Here is a 14146-nt window from a genome sequence, read left to right on the forward strand (position 1 = left end):
AAAGGTTCCCCCAATGTCCCATATTGCCTTTATCGGTGAATGCATGATCGAACTTTCGGGCTCAAAACCCGATGCGATTTTTGGCACTGCACAGCTTGGCTTTGCCGGGGATACCTTAAATGCTGCGACCTATATGGCGCGGACATCGCGTCTTCTTGCTGATGGAGATGCGCAGAATACCAAAGATGTTAGCGCTAACACCGCATCCTACATCACCGCATTGGGCACAGACCCCTACAGCAACGCGATGCTGCACGCATGGCAGCAAGACGGCATTGGAACCGACCTCGTGCGCCAGATTGACGGTGCTTTGCCCGGCCTTTATGCCATTCAGACCGATGCCCATGGCGAACGCAGCTTTTCGTACTGGCGCGCACATGCTGCGGCCAAACAAATGCTGTCTGATGGTCATGACGATAAAATCAGAACCGCCTTTGCGCAGTTGGACGGCATCTATCTTTCGGGAATTACGCTGGCGATCCTGTCGGAGTCAGATCGGACAAAAATGATCAAGCTGGTGGCTGATTTCGCCGATCAAGGCGGCAAGGTTTATTTCGACACCAATCACCGCCCACGTCTTTGGTCTGATAGCAAAACCGCCATTGCCGCCTATAAGGCGATTGCCCCGCTATGCCACACGGTTCTGCCAACATTTGATGATGATGCGGCCCTGTTTGGTGACGCATCCCCGACTGATACCGCCAAACGCTGGCTGGCTGCCGGGGCTTGGGAAGTCATCGTAAAGTCGGGCGGTGATCCGACATTCTATGCAACCCAAACCGGCGACACCGGATCGATCACGCCCCCCGTTATCACCGACATTGTCGATACCACCTCAGCCGGGGATTCGTTTAACGGGGCATTCCTTGGCGCAAAGTCGCACGGCAAGACAACCCAACAGGCCATTGTAATTGCACAACAAGTGGCCGGTCGGGTCATTGGCCGCCACGGGGCACTGGTCGACATCAGCGACCTTACCCTCGCCTGACATACCCCCTAATAATCGAGCCTATATTGAATACCAGCCGTACTATCAATCTCGGTGGTTTCGCTGGTCACACTGATGTTCGGGGTGATTTCAATTTCGACTTCGACCCCGCTTGATCCCGGGGTTGAACCGGCCTTGGTGCCGACATAGACCCCGTCGGTCAGATACTTGCCAACCTTGACCTCCGGCCCGTCTTCACCGCCACCGACCTGTAAAACATCGGCACCAATAAACCGACGCACACTGCCGACCACATCAAGGCCGCCGCCACCGCCCGACAATTCATTTAACGCACTGGCAAGCTGGACGGCCTCAACAGCGCTCAGGCTGCCTTGCGACTTACCAAACAGGACTTGAGACAGAATTTCATCTTCCGGCAAGGACGGATTAGACGTCAACACGAGTTCAGGGTCACTTGCTGGCCCCTGAAAACCTGCCGTGACTTCAAGCTCGGACGTTGTATAGACCCCCTTGATGTCGAGCATCGGATCAGGCGGGGATGCGCCGGCAAACGTGATGCTGGAATCCTTGATCACGAATGTTTTGCCAATGATATCAAGCTGCCCGCGCAACGCCGACAATTTGCCGACAATGCGCGGATCATTGGTTGTGCCTGAGATATCAAGCGTGCCGCCCCATTCGGAATCAAGCCCCTTACCGCGGACAAAAAGTCGTGCGGGGATGTTTACCGTTACATCCAGATTGCCGACAAAGCCGCCTTTTGCTTCCTGTTCTTTTTTGGCTTTTGCTTCTTCCTGCGCACCCGGAAGGTTGGCAACATCAAGGCTTGGAACCGATTCAGGCAAGGCAAGGCTCAAGTCGACCTCACCGCGCTGAAGCGTCACGGTGCTTTTGATGTCCGCCCCGCCTTCGGTGCCCGTGACAGATGTGTCAACATCGGCCCAGAATTGCAGCTCATCTTTGCGCGACAACGCCATATTGGTAAGCTTAAGTCCGACATCGTATTTGACCATTGATCCTTGATTAAGGGCCAGATCAACCGACCCATCAAGTGTCCCCGAACCACCATCGGTCGCAGTTATCGACGGGATTGAAAGCCCGGTCTGGTCAAAGTCACCGGTGAATGTCAGCCCATCAATAATGGTGCCGTATTCAAGGTTTTCATACGCACCATCGGCAAGCTTGATGTCACCTTTCCACGCGATGTCATCAAGACGCCCACTGACATCAAGGGCCAGCTTGATGTTGCCCGAAAGATCATGATCAGGCGCCGGGACATAAGGCCAGAATTCCGCAATCTCACCGTCAAGACGCACCGATCCGACAACAGGTGCCGACATATCGGGACTAAATTCCTGTGCAAGGATTGAAATCGCCAGAGGCACCTTGCCATTGGCTTTCAGAATCTGCTCATCGTCATTGCCCAGAGATGCGGCACCGGAAAGCTCGGCATCTTTAAGGCTGACGTCCAAATCCATTTTAAGCGGCTTGAGCCCCTTGGCCGCCTTGGCCGTAATGCCGTCAATTTGACCTTTGACAGATGCGGTTGGCGTCTCACCCGGCTTTTCACGCAGCATGGCCGCAAGGTTCGCAGTCCCGTCAAGGCCATCAAACCCGGCAATCGCCCCCCACGGGCCAAGATCAACTCCCTCAAGCGTGACATCCGCAGAAATCATCTGCTTTGCCTTATGGTCAAGAACCGCACGCAACTGACCACTGCCAACCGTGATATCGGCATCAAGCTGCTGGGTACCATCGCTTTTCTGAACAAAGCTTAATGGTTCACGCAAGGCAACTTTCTGGTCCGCGATAAAGACATCAAATTTACTGGCATCCACACGCAGATCATCACCAAGGCCAAGCTTGGTAAGCGCATCAACTGAAAACGGCACGTTGGCTTGCCATGTGCCACGGGTCTTAAGCGACACATCAAGCGCGTCCAGCCCACCATCAGCCCCAACTGTCACGTCATTGATCGCAACGTCACTGGCAAAGATATCTTTGCCTTCAACGGTCGCACTGATTACGGGGGCCTCAAACGCATTGGTAACGTCTGCGGCAAGGTTGATATGATCGACCCTGACCGGGTCTTCACCCGGTGTTGCCTCCAGACGCAGCCCCTTGGTCGTCGCCGTCACATTGACGGTTTGCTGCGTACCGTCAGGCACCAGCGCGATGTCAGCTGTCATTGCACCATTGGTAAAGGGCACACCAAAATCAGACAGCATCACCGCATCAAGTTTCGACAGCGCAAATTTGCCCTGCATCGGCACGGCGTATTCAGGCAGGGTGATGTCCCCGCGAAGGTCAATATGCTCCCCGCGCAGGGAAATGCCCTCAACCCGCAAGGCGTCACTTGGCAGAACAACATTGGCCGCAAGATCATATTTGGCATTCGCGCGGTTGAATTTGACCGTATTCGTCAGTGACAACACCGATTGCGCCGACCATCCCATCTTGCTGACAAGCTTGACGTTTTCAAGAACCTGCCCCGCCGCATCGACCTTGGCAGTGCTAAGGTTAATCACCCCGGCGGGTGCACTGGTCGGGCCATCAAGTGCGATGGTCAATTTCGCCGGTGCAATCGCAACCCCGATCCCCGGCGGCACGGTTCCCGGTGCAATATCAAGACTGGCGTCGATGGCCATTTGACCAAATGTTTCAGTCAGATCGACCTTTGCCGCCCCCGTCACTGTGGCGGTTTGCACCTGATTAAGGTCAATGGCCATATCAAATGCCGGACTGATCGCAACCGATCCGGCAAGGGTCGGTGACGGGCCAACAATCCGATCCAGATCAGAAACGCCAAATCCGGTTTGCGTGCCATTGACCGCAACGTCAAAACCGCCACCATTTTCCATCGACCATTTTATATCCGACAGGGCAACTTGTCCCTGCCCGGATAAATCAAGCCCGGAAATAGGCCCAAAGATCGAAAGATCGGCCACATCAGCCGTCAGACCCGCATCGGACACAACCATGGCATCATCAAGCATTGCCTGCCCCCGCACCGTCATCGCGGGCGTTTCAAGCAACAACTGACGCAGATTGATATTGGCAAAGTCCGATGAAATCACACTTTCAACCGACAGAGACTGATTGTCCCCGACAATCGCACCAAGCCCCTCATCCTGCCAAACATGGCCTTTGGTGGTCACCGTAACCGATGCCGCAAGATCATCATTGCCAATAATCCCGCCAGATACAGGTGCAAGATCGGCACGGGCCGAAAGTCCAGCAATGGATGAAACTGGCGTTTCTATATCGCGTCCATTGATCGAAAGCTGCACGTCGGGCAGATCAAAACCACCCTTGGCGGCAAGATCAACATTAAGCATCCCCCAGCGGACCTGATCATCAATCAGGGACGATAATACAGGATCAACATTGGCCGATATTTTTGCCACAACCTGACTTTCGGCAAGATCGATATCCGCCGTACCCGACACATCCAACGCACCGGGCATCTCAACAGCCAGACGGTTAAACGAAAGATGGTCACTTTCAAGGTCAAACGCCCCGGAAATGCCAAGCTCGATCACCTTGCGCACTTGTTCGGGCAATTGATCAGAAATCAGCTCAAGCGGTTCCAACCCGCCGTCAAAGCCAAAACCAACCGCATCCGACGACAGCTGCACACCAACATCACCACGAAGGGTCGCATAACCACTGGCCGAAAGGTCAATATTACCCTTCCAGTCGTCCGCAGGCCCCGCCCCCTTAAGCAATATCGTTATGTCAGCTGCACTTTCCGGGTCCAGCCCGGCAAGTGTCATGACAAGGCCTTCGCGGTCAATCTTACCGTCAATGTCGGCACGAAGTTTCTGGTCTGGACCATCAAAATCCAGATCGACTGCCAACCGGTCCGCACCACCATCAAGCGGGGTTAAATCAAGTTTCGCCTTGGCCGAAAGATTACGTCCCGCCGCCGCACTGGCATGCAATTCATACAAAAAGCTTTTGCCAGATACCGGATCAACAATCGCGATCTGATCAAGGGCCAGTTCATCCAACCCGATCTCAAGTGGCAGCGAAAACCCGGAACTTTCTTCGTCGGTTTCTTCTTCGGGTTCGGATGGTGCTGTTCCATCTGGCAAAATCACGCTGGTGCGCGCCATTGACACCCGGTCGATCTGTAACCGCCCCGTCAGAAGGGCCAGGGGCGACCAGTCAAACACGCCGTTATTAAGTTCAAGATGGAAACCATCGACGTCGCGGGCCATTAGAAGGCTATCGATCTGCAATCCGGTCCAGATGCTGCCTTCGACCCGGCCAAGTTCAAACTGGCTGTCCGTGGCAGCAGCAACCGTTTCATTGATCATTGGTGTGATCGCACGCAAAACGGGCCCGGTACCGGCAACACCAATGATCACCAGCAAAAGCACGATGAACGCACCCAAAGCCATCGCACTTCGGCGCACCCACTTTATCAACGGGCGTTTCGATGCGGCGGGCTGGGTTGGACGTGGGGACAACGGATCAGACTTGGTCAAAATGCCTGCCCCAGACTGATATAGAACTGATAATCGTCATCAACATTTTCACGTTTATCAAGTGGCACGGCGACGTCAAAGCGCAACGGCCCGACTGCCGTGTAATAGCGGAAACCAAGCCCCGTCGCCCACAGCAACGAAATGTCGTCAGGATTGTTGCTTTCATACACATTGCCGCCTTCGATAAACGGCACGATGCCAAAACTTTCGGTAATGCGCGCACGGAATTCAAACCCGACTTCCAGCACAGAACGCCCACCAACCGGATCGCCATCATCGGCAAGCGGCCCGACCTTTTGATACTCATAGCCCCGGATCGAACCACCACCCCCGGAATAGAACCGTTTGTTCGACGGTAAGTTGCCGCGTTCTTCACCAATGATGGTACCCGTGCGCGCCCGGGCCGCCATGACGTAATCACCGTCATCATCAATCGACAAATATTGCGACCCGCCCAGTGAAACGGACGTAAAGCTGGTGTCGGTATCGGTCAACCCGACATAGGGCGATACATTAAGTTCAAGACGGTTACCCTCGGTCGGGTCAAGCGGGTTGTCGGTATTGTCATGCTTTAAAATGCCGCGCAAACCGCCCAGATAGAATTGCTCATTGGGGGAATCCGCACCGGTCAGGTCCGAATATTCCGCTGTGAAGCCAAATGTCCCCGACCAGTTTTCACCCAGCCTGCGTTCGACACCAACAAAGCTGTCGACCAATTCCCCCTGATACGCATCGGTATCATGGTTCTTGGCATTGCCCTCGGCAACAAGGGCCTGACGACGACGCAAGAACTGCGGTTTGCGAAATTCTGATGTGAGCCCCTGCTCCTGACCAGATGCCTCAACCCCCAACCGCAATTTTTCGCCCGCACCAAACAGGTTGCGATGTTCCCAAAACGCATTGGCCCCCGGGCCGTCGGCGGTCGAAAAGTTAACACCACCACCAATCGAACGGTGTTTGCGTTCAACTACTGTGATGTCGACGGGTATTTCGCCGCTGTCACTGATGGGGCCAACCGGCTTGACGATGACGCTGTCAAACAGGTTGGACTGCGCAAGGTCGCGTCGCGTGGTTCTGACCTGTTCGGGATCGTATTTTTCGCCCGCCCCCCAACTCCGGTAACCGGCGATGAAGTCGGCATCGACTTCCTCTGCCCCATTGACTTTGACAGTACCGAAATTGGCCTCGGCCCCGGCATTAAATGCATATGTTACGGAAATTGTCTTATTGGCGGTGTTGGCCATGACGGTGCGTTTCCCTGCCTTGGCCAACGGGTATCCGCGGCTACGCAGTAAATCAACGCCATACTGTTCGGCTAGAATAATCGGTTCCGCCGTGGCGCGCTGCCCGATTTGCAAATGGGTTGCTTCAAGTTCGGCATCGGTTGCGGCGCGCTCGATCACCTTGTCGGGATAAGTTGTTTTAAGATCAACCGCCTCGATCAGGTAAGGTGTTCCGACATCAATCTGATAGCTCAGAACAAGCGGTGTTGGTGCATCGGCACCTTCGGCCTGTTCACTGCCCGCAGCACTGCCGTCAATATCGCCGTTTTTATTTTCTGTCGACTTTCCCGACGCGTTTCCAGCCCCATCTTCGGCGTCTGGTGATTGGGCATCGACCGGATCAGTTGATACTTTTTCGGCAATATCAAAGGTGACCTGCGCCTCATAGAAACCCTTTGAACGCAACACAGCCTGAAACCGTTCAATGTCATCTTCAGCCCGGCGTTGAAGACCCGCACGTGACGCAGTCGGGCGCGACTGCAAACGCCGTGCGGTACTGGCCCCATTCAGACTTGCGATCAATTGTTCTTCTTGCGGATCAATACCGGTAAGTTCCACTTCATAGGGAATGGTCGAACGGAGGTCGTTCTGCTGAACGACTTCATCCTCGCCAAAGCCAAACCCCACAGCGCCCTCATCCGACGAACAGCCTGCAAGCAACGTTCCCGCCATTAAAAGCGGTACGAATGCAACACGTCGGCCATAAGACCGGAAGTTGTGGAACATGCAGTCTGTCAAAAAAAGTCGTATCCTTTTGCTTCGTTCCAACCGGGCCTTTGGGGGCCATTATTTTGACCGATAACAGTCTTTTGGTTTGCTATCATTTACGGCGATGGCGCGTATTGGGATCAGAACAACTTTTAAAGCAGTTATCTGAAAACACCATATTTTCAATTACTCTACAGGTCGAGGACCAGCTGTGCCAACTCGCATGTAAAAATGGCATGGCAATGACCAATAATCGCACTTGTCAGAAAAATACATTGAGCGTACCGGGGGTTGAATGCACGATGCAGCGTGCCCACAATTGCAGGAGATCCATCTCGTGACATCGACACAGTCCAATGCAGTCATTCTTCGTAATGCCATGCCTGCCGATATTGACGGGCTTTGCGCACTTGAGACAGCGAATTTCACAAGTGATGGTATCACACGTGCATCCTTTTTGCGTTTTCTGCGCCGAAGCTCGGCGCGTCTTCTTGTCGCGGACGCCGGCGACGGCGAACATCCCAACGTTGTCGGCTACGGCTTGTTGTTGTTGCGCGAAAATTCGATAACAGCACGGATATATTCACTGGCCATTTCCAAAGACTGGCGGGGCATCGGTCTGGGCACGCAACTTCTGGCCGGGATGGAAAACCTTGCCATCGAAGCAGGCTGTCTTCGCATTCGCCTTGAAGTGCGCATCGAAAACGATACCGCGCGTGGCCTTTATGAACGTCATGGATATCAAAAAGTTTCCGACCTGCCCGGATATTATGAAGATGGTGCGGATGGCATCCGTTTGCAGCATGACCTTTATGATGTCATTGCCGAAAAATCGCCTGCAGTTTCAACCGGTGCACCGCTCATCCTTGTTGATCGGCTGTCTGACATCCCCTTTGCCGTTTCGGGCGCGCGCGTCATGCGGGTGCGCGATTATCTCGCCCTTGATCACGGGGTGCGCAACCGCCGTGTGATCAACCTGTGCCGGTCCTATGAATATCTGTCGCGCGGCTATTATTGCAGCCTGCTGGCCGCGGCCCGCGCCGAACGGGTCATCCCCGAAGCCGATGTTTTGCTGGACCTCAACTGGAAACGCCTGCAAAAGGCCGCTCGCAATGATCTTGGCCCACAAATTACCGAGGCCCTGACAAAACCGGGCGATCATCCGACCTATGTTGATGTCTATTTCGGGCGCAGCACGGATAAACGGTTCCGCCACATCGCCCAGCGGGCCTTTGATCAGTTCCGCTGCCCGATCCTGCGGCTGCATCTGAACAATAAGGATGGCAAAGCCTCTTTACGCGAAATCGAAGCCCCATCGCTAAGCCAGCTTAACAGCGGCCATATGACCGCATTCGAAGCCGCCTTGCGCGCCTATTTGCGTGGACGCGTGCGCAAACAGGGCAACGTCACCCAACCAACCGCCCTGGTCGCTATCTTGCACGACCCCGACGAAGTCATGCCACCATCAGACAAGGATGCCCTTGCCCTTTTCGTGCAGGCTGCAGCCGACCTTGGCGCACGCGCCGAATTGATCACGGCAAAGGATTTCCATCATCTGTCGGAATTTGATGCGCTTCTGATCCGCGAAACCACCGCCCTTGACCACCACACCTATCGCTTTGCCAAACGGGCGGTCAAGGAAGGCATTCCGGTCATTGACGACCCGGACTCGATGCTGCGCTGTACCAACAAGGTTTATCTGGCGGAATTGCTGCGCACACATCGCATTCCGGCCCCCAAGAGTGCGATTTTTGATAAACGCCGCATTGGTGAAATCGGTCAGCAGTTTAGCTTCCCGTCGGTTCTGAAAGTGCCCGACGGATGTTTTTCGCGCGGCGTGCGCAAGGTGAAATCACCCGAACATCTGGCCGAAGTCGCCAGCGATATGTTCAAGAATTCCGAATTACTGGTCATTCAGGAATATGTCGAAACCACCTTTGACTGGCGCATTGGCGTTCTGGGCGGCGAAGCGATCTTTGCCAGCCGCTATTTCATGGCGCCGGGTCACTGGCAGATCGTCAAACATGAAGACGACGGTAAAAGTTACGAAGAAGGCGGGTTCGAAACTGTCGCCATCGAAGACGCCCCCGAAGACATCGTCACAACCGCCCTTGCCGCCGCACGACTGATGGGCGACGGGCTTTATGGTGTTGATATGAAAGAAACACCGCACGGTCCGATGGTGATTGAGGTCAATGACAACCCCAACATCGATGGCGGGGTTGAGGATGCCGTGCTTGGGATGGAGCTGTATCGCCGCATCATCGCCCATCTTCTGGGCAAGATCGCCCGTCCTTAATCACGCGGCGTGCAGACAAATCAAAGGCCGGGGATCGAAAGCGCGGATCACCCGGCCTTTTTGCTAACAAATACCGCCGCCTGCACTTTATCGCGGCCATAGCGCGCCATCAGATCAAACTCATGACGCAGGATCGGAAATGACAGGCAATCACTGCCGTTAAACGGGTCATGATCATCGCCAATATCAGGATCGGTGACATAGACAAACCGGTCATCAAACCCCGACACCACCACCCAGTGGGGAATTTTATCGCCGTAAATGCGGTACTGGCTGATTAGAACCAGCGCCATCTGGCCGTTGCGCATGCGGTTTTCGATCTCGGTCACGCCAAACGCGCCAACAGATACGGGAATGCCTGCCTGTTCGATCTGACGGGCAAAATCATAATGCACCAGTTCGACCACTTCGCGGCTTTTGGCTTTGCGCACGGAATCAACAAAAAGCGGCCCATCGCGACTGCGCAAGACCTCGACGTTAAACCCGCGTCGATCTGCCGCCAATGCCAAGCCCAACGGACCACAGCCGCCATGACCTGAGGTCATGAAAATGGTTGTGGCTTCGCGCCACAATGCGATTTCAAGGCTCCTGTCCATTTCAACCAACGGATCAAGCGCATTCATCGCCATCATCAAGGATGCCGGACCACAGGTGAATGGCAGGGTCTGGTGATAAAAATGGATCGGCGACGGCAGGCGCATTGATTGGGGCACAAGAACCCGTTCCATGCGCAGGGCATCGGAATGATCAGGATAATAATCGGGATACAGCGCAAATTCACGGTAACCCGCACCGTGAAATAGTGCGATGGCAACCGCGTTGCCCTGACTGACCTCAAGCCGCAAAATCGGCGCACCGTAATCAAGGCTAAGCTCTTCTGCCTGCCCCACAAGCGCGCGCCCGATGCCTTTTTGGCGAAAGTTCGGATCGACCGCCATCGAATAAAGCCGGGCCAACGCTACGTTGCTACGAAAAACCACCAAGGCATAGCCAACGACCGCGCCATCACATTCCGCAACGCGCAGACGTGCGGTTTCACTACCGATAAAGCGTTTGAACGCCCGGCGGCTTAGTCGGTCAATGTCAAAGGAACGGTTTTCAATGTCACACAGGGCATCAAGATCCCCGTCATGTGCCAATCGAAACCCGATCTGGCTGTCATCAAGTTGGCCCAAAATCACACCTGCATTGCGCACCCACGACATTCAAAGCATGTCACGGCGTCATATCGACACGAAACGTTTAAATGCAATAGTGCAATTTCGGTAAGCGTGCCGCGCGTTTATGCCATGCGGCACTTCATGCAAGCATCTAACACTCAGCCGCGTGCGGAAATGCGTGGTACCAACGGCGACATATCATATCCGGCATCTGACGCTGATTTGATGATGTCTTGCACCGGCAGCTTACCCGCACTGGCCAAAGACCACAGGATCGTGCAACGCGTGCCGCTGCGGCAATAGGCAAATACCGGTTTGGGTGCCGCGGCAAGATTGGCGGCAAACGCATCGGCATCAGTATCGGCAACATTGCCACTGGCCACAGGCTGAAAAATCGCTTTCATGCCCGCGGCTTCGGCCTTCGCGGCAATTTCCGCAAATGATGGCTGTCCCGGATCTTCGTCATCCGGGCGATTGCACATGACGGTTTTGAAACCGGCTTTGGCAATCTCGTCAATGGCCTCTATTGGCAATTGCGGCGATACGGTCAGCTCATCACACAAGCGTTTCATTTTTGTCTGTCCCCTTACAGCAGTTGCTATAACCGATGCCATTATCTGGCGGCTATGGCAACTGCCTGCGGGAAAAATACAGACAAAAACCCATCATCCTCGATGTCCGTCCGCTAGACATCTACCCGATGTCTGACCTTATTTTCCGCCGATTACATCCGCGTCGAACAGGTCCGTATCCCCAAAACGCGATACATCGGGCAAAACCGGAATACTGCGGTCACCAGCATCACAACCCCGGCGGCAACCATCAGCCAGCCATAAGTCCCGAACGCGACGATTGCGTCATCGGGTTTAACCATCACGAACGGCACAGCCAAAAGTGCGAGCCCAAGAACAATTCGAAAGACACGATCCAACCCGCCAATATTTTTCATGGTTCTTCCTCGTCAACAGATACTGGTAAAACACCACATAACCATTACATCATAAAATAATGGAATACATTGACATGGCGCAATGTGGCGCGAAAATCTGTGACGACAACGGAATTACGCTGCCAGTATCTTGTCGCGATGCCCCGCACGTGCCAAAAGACAAGAAACTTGAATGGGAAATCCGATACATGAGCACCCTCGCCGCGACGCAACCTGCACCCAAAATTGACCCCGCTGATGACTTTCCGGTTTGGCAGGAAACTCATCCATCGGGCACATTTTCCGACTGGCTGAAAGCATCGGTCTGTGATGACTGGAAACGGGTAACACACCATCCGTTTACCGATGCGTGGGGTGACGGTGCTCTGCCCGGCGCCAACCTGAAAAATTACCTTATTCAGGATCATCGTTTTATTGACCGGTTTGTCGCCTTGCTCGCAGCCGCAGTTTCCCGTGCGCCGACGCTAAAGGACCGCATTCCGGGGTGTCAGTTCCTTGCCCTGTTGACCGGCGCTGAAAACACCTATTTCGAACGATCATTTGACGCGCTTGGCGTTTCAGACGCGGACCGCGAAAATCAACCCGACTGGCCCGCAACCGCAGCCTTCAAACAGCTGATGACCGATGCAACAAACAGCAACAGCTACACCAACATGCTTGCGGTTTTGGCTGTTGCCGAAGGCACCTATCTTGGTTGGGCAGACCGGGTCAACACGGCCATCGCCAAACGCCCGGATGACTTTTGGTATTCCGAATGGCTCGATCTTCACATCGGTGCGTATTTCGAAAGTGTGATTGCCTATCTAAACGATCAGCTTGATCAGTGTGGCCCGGGTCTATCGGCCGATGATCGCGCGCAATGCCTTGATCATTTCCGCCGCGCGACATCGCTTGAAGTTGCCTTTTTCGATACCGCGTGGGGACCACAGGAATGACGACCATTCGCCAGTTCAAAGACAGTGACGCGCCACAGATGACGGCGATTTATCTTCGTGCTGTGACCGAACTTGGCAAACTTCGCTATCACCCAGAACAAGTCGCCGTCTGGGCAAAGCTAACCCCTGATGCGGACCGATTGTCCGAATTGATGAACGATGGACGTAACGGATTTGTGGCCGTCACACCAGACGACACAGTCGTCGCGTTTGGCGATCTTGAGGCGGATGGTCACATCCATTTTCTTTATGCCGATCCTGACGTCGCAGGGACCGGTGTCGTCTCCACCCTTTATGACGCGATCGAGGCCAAGGCCATCGCCGACAACCTTGGCAAGATGTATTGCGAAGCCAGCGAACTTGCCAAAAGCTTCCTGCTGAAAAAGGGATTTAAGGTCGTCGAACGGCGCGACTTTGAAGTCGCAGGCGTTGCCATTCATAACTACGCCGTTGAAAAACGCCTGCGCGCACCGTCGGCCCCGACAGTAGCTTAAACCAACTCAGATTGACGCCAGCCAATTGCCCAGTTCGGTCATACGGCGCTCCGCAAGACGCGCATTGTCATCAACGCCATATTGCCACGCCAAATCTTTCCGTCCGGGATGGTTATGCAGGGTCTCCCAGTCGTTTGCCATACGATCAAGCGCGCCCTGATCGGCAAACAGACCCGCATCAATCAGGCGCTGCCCATAACGGCGGAAAATTGCCGCCAGTTCCGCAAGCGTATATTCCGGGTGATATTGCACGCCCCAGAATCGCAGCCCGTCATTCTCCATGACAAACGCCTGAATATCGCTGTAATCGTTGCCCGCCAGAATAACCGCACCCTCGGGCGCAACGGACACTTCGTCCATATGAACCGTCAAGGCCGAAAAACACGCCGGCTTTTCCGAATACATCGGGTGTTTCACACCTTCCGGGGTCAATTGGATCATGCGCCCGATGCCAATTTCACGCCCCTTGGGGATGGCACGCACCTGCCCGCCAAACGCGCGCGCAACGATCTGCATGCCCCAGCAACTGCCAAATACCGGAATACCACTGGCGACCGTCGATTTCGCAAGCGGTAACTGGTTAAGCACAGCTTCGTCGTCGATATAAGCGTTCAGCGCCGATCCGGTCCAGGCAATGCCATCAAAATCCGAAAGCTTTGCCCCGCTTGGCAAACAGTCGGGGCCGTCATCAGCAGGACGAATGATCGTGATATCAAGATCGGGATCAAGGTGCTTAAGGGCCGCTTCATATCCCTCGCCAGATGGTGTTCCGCCCAGAGAACGGTTAAGTTCGTTCACCGCACGTACATTGCCATCGACAATTAAAATTTTCATGCTTCCCTCATTCCAACACCCTGATCCCGCAAAAGACGCGTT

10 protein-coding genes are annotated in these 14146 nt (G+C 54.4%); 4 read left to right on the forward strand and 6 right to left on the reverse strand.

The window, feature by feature from the left end; all coding sequences use genetic code 11:
• Positions 1–13 precede the first annotated feature (13 nt).
• Positions 14–988, forward strand: coding sequence for a sugar kinase (locus tag COO92_RS06550; protein WP_101300771.1), 975 nt, complete (start codon positions 14–16; stop codon positions 986–988).
• 8 nt (positions 989–996) lie between these two features.
• On the opposite strand, the gene COO92_RS06555 is transcribed toward COO92_RS06550, so the two are convergent.
• Together COO92_RS06555 and COO92_RS06560 are read right to left on the reverse strand one after the other, a co-directional pair.
• Positions 997–5442, reverse strand: a complete 4446-nt coding sequence (locus tag COO92_RS06555) for a translocation/assembly module TamB domain-containing protein (protein ID WP_240626347.1) — start codon at positions 5440–5442, stop codon at positions 997–999.
• A complete protein-coding gene (locus COO92_RS06560; protein WP_240626348.1) occupies positions 5439–7451 on the reverse strand; it encodes an autotransporter assembly complex protein TamA in 2013 nt (670 codons plus the stop codon). Before COO92_RS06560 ends, COO92_RS06555 begins: the two co-directional genes overlap by 4 nt.
• 319 nt (positions 7452–7770) lie before the next feature.
• Between COO92_RS06560 and COO92_RS06565 the strand changes: the two genes are divergently transcribed.
• A complete protein-coding gene (locus COO92_RS06565) occupies positions 7771–9732 on the forward strand; it encodes a GNAT family N-acetyltransferase (RefSeq protein WP_101300773.1) in 1962 nt (653 codons plus the stop codon).
• Between the two features lie 47 nt (positions 9733–9779).
• Here the strand turns inward: COO92_RS06565 and COO92_RS06570 are convergent, their stop codons facing one another.
• The 3 genes from COO92_RS06570 to COO92_RS06580 all read right to left on the reverse strand — a co-directional run bounded on the left by COO92_RS06570 (position 9780) and on the right by COO92_RS06580 (position 11841).
• Positions 9780–10937, reverse strand: coding sequence for a peptidase C39 family protein (locus tag COO92_RS06570; protein ID WP_101300774.1), 1158 nt, complete (start codon positions 10935–10937; stop codon positions 9780–9782).
• Positions 10938–11050: 113 nt separating this feature from the next.
• The gene (locus COO92_RS06575) at positions 11051–11464 is read right to left on the reverse strand and encodes a protein tyrosine phosphatase family protein (protein ID WP_101300776.1); all 414 of its coding nucleotides are present in this window, start codon (positions 11462–11464) and stop codon (positions 11051–11053) included.
• A 152-nt stretch (positions 11465–11616) separates the two neighbouring features.
• A complete protein-coding gene (locus COO92_RS06580; protein WP_101300777.1) occupies positions 11617–11841 on the reverse strand; it encodes a YgaP family membrane protein in 225 nt (74 codons plus the stop codon).
• Positions 11842–12029: 188 nt separating this feature from the next.
• Here COO92_RS06580 and COO92_RS06585 point away from each other — a divergent pair, with 188 nt between their 5' ends.
• Positions 12030–12776 (forward strand): TenA family protein, encoded by a 747-nt coding sequence (locus tag COO92_RS06585; protein WP_101300973.1) that lies wholly within the window; start codon positions 12030–12032, stop codon positions 12774–12776.
• The gene (locus tag COO92_RS06590; RefSeq protein ID WP_101300779.1) at positions 12773–13270 is read left to right on the forward strand and encodes a GNAT family N-acetyltransferase; all 498 of its coding nucleotides are present in this window, start codon (positions 12773–12775) and stop codon (positions 13268–13270) included. The genes COO92_RS06585 and COO92_RS06590 overlap by 4 nt, the downstream gene beginning before the upstream one ends.
• Before the next feature lie 6 nt (positions 13271–13276).
• Here COO92_RS06590 and COO92_RS06595 read toward each other — a convergent pair whose 3' ends face one another.
• Positions 13277–14104: a type 1 glutamine amidotransferase gene (locus COO92_RS06595; RefSeq protein WP_101300780.1), complete on the reverse strand. Its 828-nt coding sequence runs from the start codon at positions 14102–14104 to the stop codon at positions 13277–13279.
• Positions 14105–14146 lie beyond the last annotated feature (42 nt).

Origin of the sequence: Thalassospira lohafexi (genome assembly GCF_002844275.1) — a bacterium.
In the GTDB taxonomy this organism is placed as follows: domain Bacteria; phylum Pseudomonadota; class Alphaproteobacteria; order Rhodospirillales; family Thalassospiraceae; genus Thalassospira; species Thalassospira lohafexi.

Excerpts from the sequence above, each read along its gene's own strand:
- COO92_RS06585 (WP_101300973.1), top strand. The coding sequence starts at position 12,030 with ATGAGCACCCTCGCCGCGACGCAACCTGCACCCAAAATTGACCCCGCT.
- COO92_RS06580 (WP_101300777.1), bottom strand. The coding sequence starts at position 11,841 with ATGAAAAATATTGGCGGGTTGGATCGTGTCTTTCGAATTGTTCTTGGG.
- COO92_RS06575 (WP_101300776.1), bottom strand. The coding sequence starts at position 11,464 with ATGAAACGCTTGTGTGATGAGCTGACCGTATCGCCGCAATTGCCAATA.
- COO92_RS06570 (WP_101300774.1), bottom strand. The coding sequence starts at position 10,937 with ATGTCGTGGGTGCGCAATGCAGGTGTGATTTTGGGCCAACTTGATGAC.
- COO92_RS06550 (WP_101300771.1), top strand. The coding sequence starts at position 14 with ATGTCCCATATTGCCTTTATCGGTGAATGCATGATCGAACTTTCGGGC.
- COO92_RS06595 (WP_101300780.1), bottom strand. The coding sequence starts at position 14,104 with ATGAAAATTTTAATTGTCGATGGCAATGTACGTGCGGTGAACGAACTT.
- COO92_RS06560 (WP_240626348.1), bottom strand. The coding sequence starts at position 7,451 with ATGTTCCACAACTTCCGGTCTTATGGCCGACGTGTTGCATTCGTACCG.
- COO92_RS06590 (WP_101300779.1), top strand. The coding sequence starts at position 12,773 with ATGACGACCATTCGCCAGTTCAAAGACAGTGACGCGCCACAGATGACG.